This window comes from Burkholderia sp. HI2761 (assembly GCF_002223355.1).
Classification (GTDB): Bacteria; Pseudomonadota; Gammaproteobacteria; order Burkholderiales; family Burkholderiaceae; genus Burkholderia.
The window spans coordinates 201,633-217,494 of sequence record NZ_NKFN01000003.1 but is presented as its reverse complement, the minus strand read 5'-3'; the positions used below and the strand labels follow the sequence as shown (position 1 = coordinate 217,494).

Here is a 15,862-nt window from a genome sequence, read left to right as displayed (position 1 = left end):
CCATCGGCCAACCCTATAGCGCGAGGCCCGAAGGTCCCCCGCTTTCATCCGTAGATCGTATGCGGTATTAATCCGGCTTTCGCCGGGCTATCCCCCACTACAGGACATGTTCCGATGTATTACTCACCCGTTCGCCACTCGCCACCAGGTGCAAGCACCCGTGCTGCCGTTCGACTTGCATGTGTAAGGCATGCCGCCAGCGTTCAATCTGAGCCAGGATCAAACTCTTCAGTTCAAACCTGTTACTGTTTTCGGTTCCGTAGAACCGGTCGCTCACTCAAAGCTGACAGGAATATGAATCACTTCATAAACCTGACTTACTTTAGTGTGAGACTCTTGATACTTTCGCTTTCTGATCCGAGGATCAGCTCGCTTCCATCAAGCGCCCACACTTATCGGCTGTTAATTTTTAAAGAGCATTTCTGCGAGAAACCTGAAGTTTCCCGGCAGCGCTGCGTTTTCAGCAGCAGAGAAGCGAGATTATGAACCGTGTTTCGCAGCTCGTCAACAACTTTTTACCTACATCGTTGCGACTGCGGGGTCATCTTCCTGCACCGCCAAGGCTCGTTACTACCGAACCTCACCAGCACCGCTTCCCTTCCTCCCGCGCCGCGTTTCCGTTAGCGCGAAAGAGGCGTGATTCTAAGCACCCACCCCCATCCGCGCAAGCCCTTTGTGAAGAAAATTTGAAAAAGCCTCCGTGCGCTGCCGCGCACGGAGGCTTTTGAAGAGCCGCGCGAAGCAATCACGCCGATGACCGATACCAATCCGTCCCGGATACCTATCGCGGCACCGACCGATCAGCGGTGCTTGAACACAGGCTTGCGCTTCTCGACGAATGCCGCCATCCCTTCCTTCTGGTCTTCGGTTGCGAACAACGAATGGAACAATCGGCGCTCGAAGTGGACGCCTTCAGCCAGTGTCGTCTCGTACGCGCGGTTCACCGACTCCTTGACCATCATGACCGCCGGCAGCGAAAACTCGGCGATCGTCGTCGCGGCGGCAATCGCCTCGTCGAGCAGCTTGTCGGCCGGCAGCACGCGCGATACGAGGCCGGCACGCTCAGCCTCGGCGGCATCCATGAAGCGCGCGGTCAGGCACATGTCCATTGCCTTCGCCTTCGATACCGCGCGGGGCAAACGCTGCGTGCCGCCCGCACCCGGCATGACACCCAACTTGATTTCCGGCTGGCCGAACTTGGCCGTGTCCGCCGCGAAGATGATGTCGCACATCATCGCGAGTTCGCAGCCACCGCCCAGCGCAAAGCCCGAAACCGCGGCAATGATCGGTTTGCGGATCTCGCGGACCGTCTCCCAGTTACGCGTGATGTAGTCGCCCCGATAGACATCCATATAGGAGTAGGTCGCCATCATGCCAATGTCCGCGCCGGCCGCGAACGCCTTCTCGCTCCCGGTCACGACGATCGCGCCGATATCGTCGTCCGCATCGAAGGCCTTCAGCGCAGCGCCCAGCTCGTCCATCAGCGCATCGTTCAGCGCATTCAGCGCCTTCGGACGATTCAGCGTCACCAGACCGACGCGCCCTCGGGTCTCCACCAGGATGTTCTCGTAAGCCATCTCTTTCTCCTCGATCAATGAAATGAGAAACGCCTCGCACATGCGAATAATTTGATGCTACCATTCTCCGACCAACCGGTCGGTTAATTAATCGATCCGATCCCTCTCAACGTTCATCAGGCCGCCGCCATGACCCATGCCCTGTTCACGAAGCACGAAGACACGCTGAAACACGCACTCGCCGCCATCGAGAGCCGCGGGTACTGGAGCCCGTTCGCCGAAATGCCGAGCCCCAAAGTGTACGGGGAAAGCGCAAGCGCGGACGGCGAGGCCGCGTTCAAGTCGCACCTCGACAAGACCTTCGTGCTCGACCAGCCGGCGTCCGAGGAAACGGTCGGAGCCGAGCGCTCGCCGTACGGCATCGCACTGGGCATCCGGTATCCGAAATCGACGCCCGACGCACTGATCGCTGCCGCAGCCGCCGCGCAGCGCACGTGGCGCGAAGCCGGCCCGAGCGCGTGGGTCGGCGTCAGCCTCGAAATCCTTGCGCGCCTGAACCGTGCAAGCTTCGAAATTGCCTACAGCGTGATGCACACCACGGGGCAAGCCTTCATGATGGCGTTCCAGGCGGGCGGCCCGCACGCGCAGGACCGCGCCCTCGAGGCGGTTGCCTATGCCTGGGACGAACTGCGCCGCATCCCGGCCGATGCACACTGGGAAAAGCCGCAAGGCAAGAACCCGCCGCTCGCGATGCGCAAGCGCTATACGATCGTGCCGCGCGGCACGGGCGTCGTGCTCGGCTGCTGCACGTTCCCGACCTGGAACGGCTACCCGGGCCTGTTCGCCGATCTGGCAACGGGTAATACCGTGATCGTCAAACCGCACCCGGGCGCGATCCTGCCGCTCGCCATCACGGTGCGGATCGCCCGCGACGTGCTGCGCGACGCCGGGTTCGATCCGAACGTCGTCACGCTCCTCGCGACCGAACCCAACGACGGCGCCCTCGTCCAGGATCTCGCGCTGCGCCCCGAGATCAAGCTGATCGACTTCACCGGCAGCACGCAGAACGGCACGTGGCTCGAACGCCATGCCCACCAGGCGCAGGTCTACACCGAGAAAGCCGGCGTCAACCAGATCGTGATCGACTCGACCGACGACCTGAAGGCCGCCGCCAAGAACATCGCGTTCTCGCTGGCGCTGTACTCCGGCCAGATGTGCACGGCGCCGCAGAATATCTACGTGCCACGCGACGGCATCCGGACGGCCGACGGCCACGCGAGCTTCGACGAAGTCGCCCAAGCGATCGCGATTGCCGTGCAAAAACTCACCGGCGACCCGGCACGCTCGGTCGAACTGATCGGCGCGATCCAGAACGACGGCGTGACCGCGCGCATCGACGACGCGCGCAAACTCGGCCGCGTGCTCGCGGACAGCGTGACCCTCCAGCATCCCGCCTTCCCCGATGCGCGCGTGCGCACGCCCCTCGTGCTGCAACTCGACGTGGCCGACCGCGAGAAATTCACGCAGGAGTGGTTCGGCCCGATCTCGTTCGTGATCGCAACCGACTCGACCGCGCAGTCGCTCGATCTGGCTGGTGAAATCGCCGCCGAGCATGGCGCGCTGACCCTCTCCGTTTACAGCACCGACGACGCGATCGTCGACGCCGCACACGACGCGGCGGTGCGTGGCGGCGTCGCGCTGTCGATCAACCTGACGGGCGGCGTATTCGTCAATCAGTCGGCCGCGTTCTCCGACTTCCACGGCACGGGCGCGAACCCGGCCGCCAACGCCGCGCTGGCCGACCCGGCATTCGTCGCCAACCGATTCCGCGTGGTCCAGAGCCGCGTCCATGTTGCCCCGAAGGCGGTACCTGCGGAAGCTGGCCAAACGGCATAACCCGAATGGCCGACGTGCAAACGCCGCCATGTTCTCTACCATGAACGAATCCGCCACCCGGCGGGTTCGTCACTCACCGATACGCTCATGACAGACGCCTACATCTGCGACGCGATTCGCACTCCCATCGGCCGCTACGGCGGCGCCCTGAAAGATGTCCGCGCCGACGATCTCGGCGCGGTGCCGCTCAAGGCGCTGATCGAGCGCAACCGCGACGTCGACTGGGCGGCGATCGACGACGTGATCTACGGTTGCGCGAACCAGGCTGGCGAGGACAACCGCAACGTCGCGCGCATGTCGGCGCTGCTGGCGGGCCTGCCCACTGCCGTGCCGGGCACGACGCTGAACCGACTGTGCGGCTCCGGAATGGATGCGGTCGGCACGGCCGCGCGCGCGATCAAGGCAGGTGAAGCGCGCCTGATGATCGCAGGTGGCGTCGAGAGCATGACGCGCGCGCCGTTCGTGATGGGCAAGGCCGCGAGCGCGTTCGCACGGCAGGCCGACGTCTTCGATACGACGATCGGCTGGCGCTTCGTCAATCCGCTGATGAAGCAGTTGTATGGCGTCGATTCGATGCCGGAGACGGCTGAGAACGTCGCGGTCGATTACCACATCAGCCGCGCGGATCAGGACCTGTTCGCGCTGCGCAGCCAGCAGAAGGCCGCGCGGGCACAGCAGGACGGCACGCTCGCCGAAGAAATCGTCGCGGTCACGATTGCGCAGAAGAAAGGCGACGCCATCGTCGTGTCGCGCGACGAGCACCCACGCGAAACGTCGCTCGACGCGCTCGCGAAGCTGAAGGGCGTCGTGCGCGCGGACGGCTCGGTCACGGCCGGCAACGCGTCGGGTGTCAACGACGGCGCCTGCGCGCTGCTGCTCGCCAATGCGCAGGCGGCCGACCAGTATGGCCTGCGCCGCCGCGCGCGCGTAGTCGGCATGGCGACGGCCGGCGTCGAGCCGCGCGTGATGGGTATCGGTCCCGCGCCGGCCACGCAGAAACTGCTGCACCAGCTCGGCATGCGCATCGACCAGTTCGACGTGATCGAACTGAACGAAGCGTTCGCGTCGCAAGGTCTCGCGGTGCTGCGCATGCTCGGCGTCGCCGACGACGATCCGCGCGTGAACCCGAACGGCGGTGCGATCGCGCTCGGCCACCCGCTCGGCGCATCGGGCGCGCGGCTCGTCACTACGGCGCTCCATCAACTCGAGCGTACCGGCGGCCGCTTCGCGCTCTGTACGATGTGTATCGGCGTCGGTCAGGGCATCGCGCTCGCGATCGAACGCGTGTAACCGACGCGCCGCGCGCCTATAACGAAGTCATGAAGGAGACACTGCATGTCCTATCAGGCGATCCAGCTGGATATCGATCAGGCCGCGCGCGTGGCCACGGTCACGCTCAACCGCCCCGACAAGCTGAACAGCTTCACGCGGGCGATGCATCGCGAACTGCAGTCCGCGCTCGATGAAGTCGAGGCGGCCGGTGCACGCGCGCTGATTCTGACGGGTGCGGGCCGCGGCTTTTGCGCAGGCCAGGATCTGGCCGACCTCGACTTCACGCCAGGCGCTCCCACCGACCTCGGCACGCTGATCGACGAGCATTTCAATCCGCTGATACGCCGCCTCCAGCGTCTGCCGATTCCGGTGATCGCCGCGGTCAACGGCACGGCGGCCGGCGCCGGCGCGAATCTCGCACTTGCGTGCGACCTCGTGTTCGCCGCCCGCTCGAGCAGCTTCATCCAGGCCTTCGTCAAGATCGGGCTCGTACCCGATTCGGGCGGCACATGGTTCCTGCCGCAACGCGTCGGCATGGCACGCGCGCTGGGACTCGCGCTGACCGGCGACAAGCTCGGCGCCGAACAGGCCGAACAGTGGGGCCTGATCTGGCGTGCGGTCGACGACGACGCGCTCGCCGCCACGGCCCGCCAGCTTGCCACCCAGCTCGCGCAGCAGCCGACGCTCGCCATCGCATCGATCAAGCAGTCGATGCGAGACAGCGTCACGAACACGCTCGATCAGCAGCTCGACCTGGAGCGCGACCTGCAGCGCAAGCTCGGCCGGTCGGACGACTATGCGGAAGGTGTAAAGGCCTTCATCGAGAAGCGCGCACCGCGCTTCGAGGGGCGTTGACATGACGAACGCCACCGCCACGCTCGACCCCGATTCGCTCGCCCGCGCCACCGCACAGGCCATGTACGACGCCGACGCCTGCAGCCGCGCGTTCGGCATGGAAATCGCCGAAGTACGCGCCGGCTACGCCCGCCTGCAGATGCGCGTGCGGCCTGAATTCCTGAACGGGCACCAGACCTGTCACGGCGGGATCATCTTCACGCTCGCCGATTCGACGTTCGCGTTCGCGTGCAACTCGTACAACCTGAATGCGGTCGCGGCCGGCTGCTCGATCGAATTCCTGCGCCCCGTGCACGGTGGCGACGTGCTGACGGCCGAGGCGATCGAACAGGCGCGCGCCGGCCGACACGGCATCTACGACATCCGCGTCACGAACCAGACAGGCGACACGGTCGCGATGTTTCGCGGCAAATCCGCCCAGATCAAGGGCACGGTCATCCCGGAAGACCGCTGACGTCGACGGCTCGCCCATAACAAACACTGGAGACATGCATGACTACCCCGCTACCGCTCGAGCCGATCGAGACCGCCTCACGCGACGAGTTGACCGCGCTGCAGCTCGAACGCCTCAAATGGTCGCTCCGGCACGCGTATGACCACTCGCCCGTCTATCGCCGCAAGTTCGACGAAGCGGGCGTGCATCCGGACGACCTGAAAACGCTCGCCGACCTGTCGCGCTTTCCGTTCACGACCAAGGGCGACCTGCGCGACAGCTATCCGTTCGGGATGTTCGCGGTGCCGCACGACCAGATCTCGCGCATCCACGCGTCGTCGGGCACCACCGGCAAGCCGACGGTCGTCGGCTATACGGCCGCCGACATCGACACGTGGGCGAATCTCGTCGCACGCTCGATCCGCGCCGCCGGTGCGCGCCGCGGCGACAAGGTGCACGTCAGCTACGGCTACGGGCTGTTCACGGGCGGGCTCGGCGCACACTACGGCGCCGAACGCGCAGGGCTGACCGTGATCCCGTTCGGCGGCGGCCAGACCGAAAAGCAGGTCCAGCTGATCCAGGATTTCCGGCCCGACATCATCATGGTCACGCCGAGCTACATGCTGTCGATCGCCGACGAGATCGAGCGCCAGGGCCTCGATCCCGTGCAGAGTTCGCTGCGCATCGGCATCTTCGGCGCGGAGCCGTGGACCAACGACATGCGCGTCGCGATCGAACAGCGGATGGGCATCGACGCGGTCGATATCTACGGGCTATCCGAAGTGATGGGCCCGGGCGTCGCGTCCGAATGCGTCGAGACCAAGGACGGCCCCACCATCTGGGAAGACCACTTCTATCCGGAAATCATCGATCCGGAAACCGGCGAAGTGCTGCCGGACGGCCAACTCGGCGAGCTCGTGTTCACGTCGCTGACGAAGGAAGCGCTGCCGATCGTCCGCTATCGCACCCGCGACCTCACGCGCCTGTTGCCGGGCACCGCCCGGACGATGCGTCGGATGGAAAAGATCACCGGCCGGTCGGACGACATGATGATCGTGCGCGGCGTCAACGTGTTCCCGACACAAATCGAGGAACAGTTGCTCAAGCAGCGCGCGCTCGCGCCGCACTATCAGATCGTGCTGACGAAGGAAGGCCCGCTCGACGTGCTGACGCTCAACGTCGAGCCGTGCCCGGAGACCGCGCCCGATACCGCGGCGATCCAGGCGGCAAAACAGGCGCTCGCGTACGACATCAAGTCGCTGATCGGCGTGACGGCCGTGATCAACGTGCTGCCCGTGAACGGCATCGAGCGCTCGGTCGGCAAGGCGCGCCGCGTCGTCGACAAGCGCAAGGGCTGAGATCGCTCGCCGCGCGTGCATCGCGCAGCGGCGAATTCGTGCCTGCAAACGAAACAGCCCGGTCGGCCAACGCCGATCGGGCTGCGCTACTCCAAAGCATCGTTCGACGCGACACGCACCGCCTTACGCGAACTGAAATCACATGGGCACACCGGCGATCAGACCGGCACGCCCCACGCGCATGAGGCGCGCCATCAATGCCGCGTCTCGTTCACGAGCGACCATCCAGCCAGCCCGCGCCGCCCCAAATCACGAATTCGGGAACAGCAGCCACATCCGGCCAACCTGCTTCATCCGGCCGGCCTGGTCGCCCGCGTCATCGCCGAGCCCCCAGAAATAGTCTGCCCGCACGCCGCCCTTGATCGCCGAGCCCGTATCCTGCGCGAACACGAGCCGGTTCATCGGCGTATTCGTCAAGGGACGCGTGGTCTGCAGGAACACCGGCGTGCCGAGCGGGATCGACGACGGATCGACCGCGATCGAGCGCTCCGGCGTCAGCGGGACGCCGAGCGCGCCGATCGGACCATCCGCGCCGCCATGCGGCGCATCTTCCTTGGTCGGCATGTCGCGGAAGAACACGAAGCGCGGATTCGTGTCGAGCAACGCATCGACGCGCGTCGGGTTCGCCTTCGCCCAGGCCTTGATGCCCTGCATCGTCGCCTGCGCGGGCGTCAGCTCACCGCGATCGAGCAGCCACTTGCCGATCGAACGGTACGGCTGATTGTTGGTGCCGCCGAAGCCGACCCGCATCACCGAACCGTCGTCGAGCAGCACGCGACCCGAGCCCTGCACCTGCAGGAAGAACGCCTCGATCGGATCGTCGACCCACACGAGTTCGTTGCCGTTCAGGATGCCGGCGCGCTCGAGCTGCGCGCGTGCCGGCAGCGCGGCACCCGCGCGATAGCCGGCCGGCCAGCGATAGAGCGCGTACTGATAGGGGCCGCGGCGCACGCGCGACCCGTGCAGCAGCGGCTCGTAATAGCCGGTCACGAGCCCATCGAGCGTACCGTCGGTATTCGCGAACTGGAAGGGCGTGAAATACGTTTCGAAGAAGGTGCGTGCGCTGCTGACGTCGAGCTCGTCGAGCCGGTCGGCGGCCGCGCAAGCACGCGCCCAGGCCGGCTGGCGCGCGAGCCGCGCGCAGTTCTGCCGCAGCGCGGCCGCCGCGCCGATCAGCGAATCGTCCTGCCAGCCCGGCACCTGCTGCCACGCGACCGGCGTGAGCCGCTTCGCGGCGACCTGCCCCGGCACGATCGCCGCACCGGTCGGCGGCTTCAGCGCGGAGGTCCGCGTCGGCGCGCCGCCGCACGCCGCGAGCAGCGCCGCCGCCGCGGCTGCGGCCATCCACCCGGCCAGCCGGGGCCCAAACCACATACAATGTCCGTTCTTGATGGAAACCGCCATGTCAGATTTTCTCGACCAATATCCGATGCTCATCTTCGCGCTCGAAGCCTTCGTAGCGCTTGCCCTGCTGATCTTCATCGTCGTGTGGACGTCGTCGAGCAGAAAGAAGCAGGCCCGCCGCAACGACCGCCAGCCGCGCTGACGCGCGCCGCACGCTCAATGCAGCGTGCGCGGCATGTGCAGGGCGAACTCGTCGACCGGCGCCTCGAAACGCTCGCCGTCCTCCGCCACGCAGAAGTACGCACCGCGCATCGTGCCGACCGGCGTCGCGATCACGGCCCAGCTCGTGTATTCGAAATGCTCGCCCGGCTGCAGCAGCGGCTGGTGCCCGACGACGCCGAGCCCCTTCACTTCCTGCACATGGCCCTCGCTGTCCGTGATGATCCAGTGACGCGCGATCAGCTGCGCCGCGACCTGCCCCGTGTTGCGGATGGTCAGCGTGTACGCGAATGCGTATTGACGGTGATCGGGGTCGGATTGTTCCGGCAAGTAGCTGGTTTTCACCGAAACGGTGAACTGATACTGACTCATGATGTGTCCGCTGTAGGTAACCGCGCGCGCCGACTCGAGCGGCCGGGCCGCGGGCGCGCCGCATTGGTTCGGCATTCTATGCGCAATCGGGCCGCAACCGCACGGCCTGCCGCCGCGCACCGGGTCGCCGGACGGTAGAATGACGGTTTTGCGCCGCAACGTCCCCGCTCCCCTGTCATGACTCAATTCCGCATCGCTCCCAGCATTCTGTCGGCCGACTTTGCACGGCTCGGCGAAGAAGTCCGCAACGTGGTCGCCGCCGGCGCCGACTGGATTCACTTCGACGTGATGGACAACCATTATGTGCCGAACCTCACGATCGGCCCGCTCGTCTGCGAGGCGATCCGCCCGCACGTGCAGGTGCCGATCGACGTGCACCTGATGGTGCGCCCGGTCGACCGGATCGTGCCCGATTTCGCGAAGGCCGGCGCGAACCTGATCAGCTTCCACCCGGAAGGCTCGGACCACATCGACCGTACGCTGTCGCTGATCCGCGATCACGGCTGCAAGGCCGGCCTCGTGTTCAATCCGGCCACGCCGCTGAACTACCTCGACCACGTGATGGACCGCCTCGACTTCGTGCTGCTGATGTCGGTGAACCCCGGCTTCGGCGGCCAGTCGTTCATTCCGGAAACGCTGAACAAGCTGCGCGAGGCGCGCGCCCGCATCGACGCGTACACCGAACGCACGGGCCGCGAGATCCTGCTCGAAGTCGACGGCGGCGTGAAGACCGACAACATCGCGGAAATCGCGGCGGCCGGCGCCGACACGTTCGTCGCGGGTTCGGCGATCTTCGGCAAGCCCGACTATCGAAAGGTGATCGACGAGATGCGCGCGGCGCTCGCCACCGTCGAGCGGAGCTGACGCCGTGGCCGACTCGTCGTTCGCCGGCCACGCGCCGGCCGGGGCCGCCGCGGACGCGGCCGCGATCCGCTTCGCCGCGCCGCGCATCGATGCCGCGCTGATCGACCTCGACGGCACGATGGTCGACACGGCCGACGATTTCACGGCCGGCCTGAACGGGATGCTCGCGCAGCTCGGCGCGCCGGCCACGTCGCGCGACGAAGTGATCGGCTACGTCGGCAAGGGCTCCGAACACCTGATCCAGAGCGTGCTGAAGCCGCGCTTCCCGGCCGATGAAGCACACGCGCGCTTCGACGACGCGCTCGCGATCTACCAGACCGAATACGCGAAGATCAACGGTCGCCACACGCGTCTCTATCCGGACGTGGCAGCCGGGCTCGACGCACTGCGCGCGGCCGGCATCCGGCTCGCGTGCGTGACGAACAAGCCGCACCGCTTCGCGGTCGAGCTGCTCGAACAATACGGGCTGGCCGGCTGCTTCGGCATCGTGCTGGGCGGCGACAGCGTCGCGCGCAAGAAGCCCGATCCGCTGCCGATGCTGACGGCCTGCGACGCACTCGGCGTCGCGCCGGACACCGCGGTCGCGATCGGCGACTCGGAAAACGACGCGCTGGCAGGCCGCGCGGCCGGAATGGCGACGCTGACGGTGCCGTACGGCTACAACCACGGCAAAGCTATACAAACGATAAATTCGGATGGTATAGTCGATTCGTTGCTGGTCGCGGCTCGCGCAATTTCCGCGCACAACGCCGGCTGGCCAACCTTCTGATTATTTCTTCCATCCGCATGTTTCTGAATAAAAAACGGAGTCTGAGCAGCATCGACCGGGGAGCCTGGCCCTGGCGTCGCTGGTCGCGCTAACCTCTTCGATGAGGTACGCTGAAGCACGTCTTCAGCGCCGTTTTTTATCTCGCTGCGCATCCGCGCGCCGACCGTCGCACCACCTCGAGTTCCACCGCGCCCGAACGCTTGCGTTCAGGATCGGCCGCAGGCTCGCGACGTTCACGCCCGGAGTGCCGGCCGGCAACAGGCACTTCTCGATCGACCGCCCTTTCGCCGACGGCCATCCGCGCAGCGTCAAGTGATCCCTGGCGCACGCGCCGCTCGTCCCGAACAGGACCGGAACATGACCGAACTCGAATTCCAATCGCTCGCGAACGAAGGCTACAACCGCATCCCGCTGATCGCGGAAGCGCTCGCCGATCTCGAAACGCCGCTGTCCCTCTACCTGAAGCTGGCCCAGCCCGAACGCGCGGGCGCCAACTCGTTCCTGCTCGAATCGGTGGTCGGCGGCGAACGTTTCGGCCGCTACTCGTTCATCGGCCTGCCCGCCCGCACGCTCGTGCGTACCCGCAACGGCGTGTCGGAAGTCGTGCGCGACGGCCAGGTCGTCGAGACGCACGACGGCGACCCGTTCCAGTTCATCGAATCGTTCCAGGCCCGCTTCAAGGTCGCGCAGCGCCCGGGCCTGCCGCGTTTCTGCGGCGGTCTCGCCGGCTACTTCGGCTACGACGCGGTGCGCTATATCGAGAAGAAGCTCGCCAACACCGCGCCGCGCGACGATCTCGGGCTGCCCGACATCCAGTTGCTGCTGACCGAGGAAGTCGCGGTGATCGACAACCTCGCCGGCAAGCTGTACCTGATCATCTACGCGGACCCGGGCCAGCCGGAAGCGTACGCGAAGGCAAAACAGCGCCTGCGCGAACTGAAGCAGCGCCTGCGCACGACCGTGCAGCCGCCCGTCACGTCGGCGAGCGTGCGCACCGAGACGTTCCGCGAATTCAAGAAGGACGACTATCTGGCCGCCGTGCGTCAGGCGAAGGAATACATCGCGGCCGGCGAGCTGATGCAGATTCAGGTCGGCCAGCGGCTGACGAAGCCGTACCGCGACAATCCGCTGTCGCTGTATCGTGCGCTGCGTTCGCTGAATCCGTCGCCGTACATGTATTACTACAACTTCGGCGATTTCCACGTGGTCGGCGCGTCGCCGGAAATCCTGGTGCGCCAGGAAAAGCGCGGCGACGACCAGATCGTCACGATCCGGCCGCTGGCCGGCACGCGCCCGCGCGGCAACACGCCGGAGCGCGACGCGGAACTCGCGACCGAGCTGCTGAACGATCCGAAGGAGATCGCCGAGCACGTGATGCTGATCGACCTCGCGCGCAACGACGTCGGCCGCATCGCGGAGATCGGCTCGGTGCAGGTGACCGACAAGATGGTGATCGAGAAGTACTCGCACGTGCAGCACATCGTCAGCTCGGTCGAAGGCACGCTGAAGCCCGGCATGACGAACTACGACGTGCTGCGCGCGACGTTCCCGGCCGGCACGCTGTCCGGCGCGCCGAAGGTGCGCGCGATGGAACTGATCGACGAGCTCGAGCCGGTCAAGCGCGGGCTGTACGGCGGTGCGGTCGGCTACCTGTCGTTCTCGGGCGAGATGGATCTCGCGATCGCGATCCGCACGGGCCTGATCCACAACGGCAATCTGTACGTGCAAGCGGCGGCCGGCGTCGTCGCGGATTCGGTGCCCGAATCCGAATGGCAAGAGACCGAGAACAAGGCGCGCGCGGTGCTGCGGGCGGCCGAACAGGTCCAGGACGGCCTCGATAGCGACTTCTGACCGGAGACTGACCATGCTGCTCATGATCGACAACTACGACTCGTTTACCTACAACCTGGTCCAGTACTTCGGCGAACTCGGCGAGGACGTGCGCACCTACCGCAACGACGAAATCACGCTCGACGACATCGCGCGCCTGAATCCCGACACCATCTGCCTGTCGCCGGGCCCGAGCAATCCGCAACATGCGGGCATCACGCTCGACGTGCTGCGCGAATTCGCGGGCAAGAAGCCGATCCTCGGCGTCTGTCTCGGTCACCAGGCGATCGGCGAAGCGTTCGGCGGCCGCGTCGTACGCGCGAAGACCATCATGCACGGCAAGGTGAGCCGGATCGAAACCGACTGCCGCGGCGTGTTCGCCGATCTGCCGAAGCATTTCGACGTCACGCGCTATCACTCGCTCGCGATCGAACGCGAATCGCTGCCCGACTGCCTCGAGGTGTCCGCGTGGACCGACGACGGCGAGATCATGGGCGTGCGCCACAAGACGCTGCCGGTCGAAGGCGTGCAGTTCCACCCGGAATCGATCCTGTCCGAGCACGGTCATGCGCTACTCGAGAATTTCCTGAAACAGAACCGCGCCGCGGCCGGCGCGGCCGCACCGGCTGCCTGACGGGAGACGCACGATGACGATTACCCCGCAGGAAGCGCTGCAGCGCACGATCGAACACCGCGAGATCTTCCACGACGAAATGCTGCACCTGATGCGGCTGATCATGCGCGGCGACATGTCGCCCGTGATGGCGGCCGCGATCATCACCGGGCTGCGCGTGAAGAAGGAAACGATCGGCGAGATCGCCGCCGCCGCGACCGTGATGCGCGAATTCGCGAACCACGTCGAGGTGCAGGACAACTCGAATTTCGTCGACATCGTCGGCACCGGCGGCGACGGCTCGCACACGTTCAACATCTCGACCGCGTCGATGTTCGTCACGGCGGCCGCGGGCGCGAAGGTCGCGAAACACGGCAACCGCGGCGTATCGAGCAAGTCCGGCAGCGCCGACGTGCTCGAGGCGCTCGGCGTGAACATCGACCTGCAGTCGGACCAGGTGGCCGCATCGATCGCCGAAACCGGCATGGGCTTCATGTTCGCGCCGAACCATCACCCGGCGATGAAGAACATCGCGGCCGTGCGCCGCGAGCTCGGCGTGCGCACGATCTTCAACATCCTCGGCCCGCTGACCAATCCGGCCGGCGCGCCGAATCAGCTGATGGGCGTGTTCCACGCCGACCTCGTCGGCATCCAGGTGCGCGTGATGCAGCGCCTCGGCGCGCAGCACGTACTCGTCGTGTACGGCAAGGACGGGATGGACGAGGTGTCGCTCGGCGCCGCGACGCTCGTCGGCGAATTGCGCGACGGCAAGGTGCACGAATACGAAATCCATCCGGAGGACTTCGGCCTGCAGATGGTGTCGAACCGCACGCTGAAGGTGGAAAATGCCGACGAATCGCGCACGATGCTGCTCGGCGCGCTGGACAACCAGCCGGGCGTCGCACGCGAGATCGTCACGCTGAACGCGGGTACCGCGCTCTACGCGGCCAATATCGCCGAGTCGATCGCGGACGGCATCCAGCTGGCCCGTGAAGCGATCGCGAGCGGCAAGGCGCGCGAGAAAGTCGACGAACTCGTGCGCTTCACGCAGCAGTTCAAGCGCTGACTCCCCTTACGAATCAAGCAGGAACCCATATGAGCGACATTCTCGACCGAATCATCGCCGTCAAGCGCGAAGAAGTGGCGGCGGCCATGCGCAGCGCGCCGCTCGAGGCACTGAAACTGGAAGCCTCCGCGCGGGACCTGCGCGACTTCGTCGGCGCGCTGCGGACGAAGCACGCGGCCGGCGACGCCGCCGTGATCGCCGAAATCAAGAAGGCAAGCCCGTCGAAAGGCGTGCTGCGCGAGCATTTCGTGCCGGCCGACATCGCGCGCTCGTATGCGGCGCACGGCGCCGCCTGCCTGTCGGTGCTGACCGACGAGCAGTTCTTCCAGGGCGGCGTCCGCTACCTCGAGGAAGCGCGCGCGGCCTGCACGCTGCCGGTGCTGCGCAAGGACTTCATCGTCGACGCGTACCAGATCGTCGAAGCCCGCGCGATGGGCGCCGACGCGATCCTGCTGATCGCCGCCGCGCTCGACACGCCGCTGATGCAGGATCTGGAAGCCTATGCGCACTCGCTCGGCCTCGCGGTGCTGGTCGAAGTGCACGACCGCAACGAGATGGAACAGGCGCTGACGCTCAAGACGCCGCTGCTCGGCATCAACAACCGCAACCTGCGCACGTTCGAGACGTCGATCCAGACCACGCTCGACATGCTCGACATGATTCCGGCGGATCGCATCGTCGTGACCGAATCGGGCATCCTGTCGCGCACCGACGTCGACACGATGCGCGCGGCGAACGTGAACACGTTCCTCGTCGGCGAGGCGTTCATGCGCGCCGACCAGCCGGGCGCGGAACTCGCACGGATGTTCTTCTGATGGCGATCGAAAAGGAAATCAAGCTCGCGCTGCCGGCCGGTCAGGCCGACGCCGCGCGCCGCTTCTTCGACACGCTGACCGGCGAACCCGGTCGCGACATCACGCTCGCGAACGTCTATTACGACACGCCCGATCTCGCGCTGGCGCGCTCGAAGAGCGCGGTGCGCGTGCGCCGCACGCCGGACGGCTGGCTGCAGACGTTCAAGACGGTCGGCAGCGCGGAAGGCGGCCTGCACCGTCGCCACGAATGGGAACTCCCGGTCGCGGGCGACGCGCTCGACATCGACGCGCTCGTCGCGGCCTGCGACGTGCCGGAAGCCGCCGCCGCGCTGAATGACGCGGCAGGCGCACTGTACGCGCTGTTCCGCACGGATTTTTCGCGTACGCTGTGGCGCATCGCAATCGGCGGCGCGACCGTCGAGGCCGCGGTGGACCTCGGCGAGATCGTCGTCCAGGCGGAACACGAAACGCGCCGCGAACCGATCAGCGAAATCGAACTCGAACTGATCGACGGCCCGGAAACGGCGCTCGCGACGCTCGCCGCCGAACTGCAGCAGGCGCTGCCGGGCCTCGTTCCCGAAAACATCAGCAAGGCGCAGCGCGGCTACCGGCTGCGCGCGCAATAAACACGCATCACGC

16 protein-coding genes and 1 rRNA gene are annotated in these 15,862 nt (G+C 66.1%); 13 read left to right on the top strand and 4 right to left on the bottom strand.

All coding sequences use genetic code 11. The annotated features are described in order from the left end of the window. Nucleotides 1-235: ribosomal RNA gene (locus CFB46_RS06515) — 16S ribosomal RNA — on the bottom strand; the annotation flags it as partial. Between the two features lie 565 nt (nucleotides 236-800). Next, nucleotides 801-1,577 (bottom strand): enoyl-CoA hydratase, encoded by a 777-nt coding sequence (locus tag CFB46_RS06505; protein WP_089499566.1) that lies wholly within the window; start codon nucleotides 1,575-1,577, stop codon nucleotides 801-803. A 129-nt stretch (nucleotides 1,578-1,706) separates the two neighbouring features. Here CFB46_RS06505 and paaN point away from each other — a divergent pair, with 129 nt between their 5' ends. The 5 genes from paaN (at nucleotide 1,707) to paaK (ending at nucleotide 7,331) form a co-directional block, all read left to right on the top strand. Then, entirely contained in the window at nucleotides 1,707-3,413 is a 1,707-nt protein-coding gene (gene paaN / locus CFB46_RS06500; protein ID WP_089499558.1) for a phenylacetic acid degradation protein PaaN, read from the top strand. 87 nt (nucleotides 3,414-3,500) lie between these two features. Beyond that, on the top strand, nucleotides 3,501-4,703 hold the full coding sequence (gene pcaF, locus CFB46_RS06495; protein ID WP_089499557.1) for a 3-oxoadipyl-CoA thiolase: 1,203 nt from the start codon (nucleotides 3,501-3,503) through the stop codon (nucleotides 4,701-4,703). Nucleotides 4,704-4,748: 45 nt separating this feature from the next. Next, on the top strand, nucleotides 4,749-5,540 hold the full coding sequence (paaG, locus tag CFB46_RS06490; RefSeq protein WP_089499556.1) for a 2-(1,2-epoxy-1,2-dihydrophenyl)acetyl-CoA isomerase PaaG: 792 nt from the start codon (nucleotides 4,749-4,751) through the stop codon (nucleotides 5,538-5,540). Between the two features lies 1 nt (nucleotide 5,541). Further along, nucleotides 5,542-5,994 (top strand): hydroxyphenylacetyl-CoA thioesterase PaaI, encoded by a 453-nt coding sequence (paaI, locus tag CFB46_RS06485; protein WP_012327840.1) that lies wholly within the window; start codon nucleotides 5,542-5,544, stop codon nucleotides 5,992-5,994. A gap of 38 nt (nucleotides 5,995-6,032) precedes the next feature. Next, nucleotides 6,033-7,331 carry a phenylacetate--CoA ligase PaaK gene (gene paaK / locus CFB46_RS06480; protein ID WP_089499555.1) on the top strand — a complete coding sequence of 433 codons (1,299 nt, stop codon included), beginning with the start codon at nucleotides 6,033-6,035 and terminating at the stop codon, nucleotides 7,329-7,331. A 249-nt stretch (nucleotides 7,332-7,580) separates the two neighbouring features. Here paaK and mltA read toward each other — a convergent pair whose 3' ends face one another. Next, nucleotides 7,581-8,705, bottom strand: coding sequence for a murein transglycosylase A (gene mltA, locus CFB46_RS06475; protein ID WP_027783439.1), 1,125 nt, complete (start codon nucleotides 8,703-8,705; stop codon nucleotides 7,581-7,583). Between the two features lie 28 nt (nucleotides 8,706-8,733). On the opposite strand from mltA, the gene CFB46_RS36325 reads away from it, so the two are divergent. Further along, on the top strand, nucleotides 8,734-8,877 hold the full coding sequence (locus CFB46_RS36325) for a hypothetical protein (RefSeq protein WP_227789578.1): 144 nt from the start codon (nucleotides 8,734-8,736) through the stop codon (nucleotides 8,875-8,877). Between the two features lie 14 nt (nucleotides 8,878-8,891). Here the strand turns inward: CFB46_RS36325 and apaG are convergent, their stop codons facing one another. Then, entirely contained in the window at nucleotides 8,892-9,266 is a 375-nt protein-coding gene (apaG, locus tag CFB46_RS06470; protein ID WP_089499564.1) for a Co2+/Mg2+ efflux protein ApaG, read from the bottom strand. Nucleotides 9,267-9,443: 177 nt separating this feature from the next. On the opposite strand from apaG, the gene rpe reads away from it, so the two are divergent. The 7 genes from rpe (at nucleotide 9,444) to CFB46_RS06435 (ending at nucleotide 15,849) form a co-directional block, all read left to right on the top strand. Further along, nucleotides 9,444-10,130, top strand: a complete 687-nt coding sequence (gene rpe, locus CFB46_RS06465) for a ribulose-phosphate 3-epimerase (protein ID WP_011883156.1) — start codon at nucleotides 9,444-9,446, stop codon at nucleotides 10,128-10,130. Between the two features lie 4 nt (nucleotides 10,131-10,134). After that, a complete protein-coding gene (locus tag CFB46_RS06460) occupies nucleotides 10,135-10,899 on the top strand; it encodes a phosphoglycolate phosphatase (RefSeq protein ID WP_089499554.1) in 765 nt (254 codons plus the stop codon). A 357-nt stretch (nucleotides 10,900-11,256) separates the two neighbouring features. Further along, nucleotides 11,257-12,750 carry an anthranilate synthase component I gene (gene trpE / locus CFB46_RS06455; protein WP_089499553.1) on the top strand — a complete coding sequence of 498 codons (1,494 nt, stop codon included), beginning with the start codon at nucleotides 11,257-11,259 and terminating at the stop codon, nucleotides 12,748-12,750. A 13-nt stretch (nucleotides 12,751-12,763) separates the two neighbouring features. After that, entirely contained in the window at nucleotides 12,764-13,363 is a 600-nt protein-coding gene (locus CFB46_RS06450; RefSeq protein WP_089499552.1) for an aminodeoxychorismate/anthranilate synthase component II, read from the top strand. Nucleotides 13,364-13,376: 13 nt separating this feature from the next. Next, the gene (gene trpD, locus CFB46_RS06445; RefSeq protein WP_027783434.1) at nucleotides 13,377-14,408 is read left to right on the top strand and encodes an anthranilate phosphoribosyltransferase; all 1,032 of its coding nucleotides are present in this window, start codon (nucleotides 13,377-13,379) and stop codon (nucleotides 14,406-14,408) included. 29 nt (nucleotides 14,409-14,437) lie between these two features. Next, nucleotides 14,438-15,223, top strand: coding sequence for an indole-3-glycerol phosphate synthase TrpC (trpC, locus tag CFB46_RS06440; RefSeq protein ID WP_089499551.1), 786 nt, complete (start codon nucleotides 14,438-14,440; stop codon nucleotides 15,221-15,223). Next, nucleotides 15,223-15,849, top strand: coding sequence for a CYTH domain-containing protein (locus tag CFB46_RS06435; protein ID WP_027783432.1), 627 nt, complete (start codon nucleotides 15,223-15,225; stop codon nucleotides 15,847-15,849). The genes trpC and CFB46_RS06435 overlap by 1 nt, the downstream gene beginning before the upstream one ends. Nucleotides 15,850-15,862 lie beyond the last annotated feature (13 nt).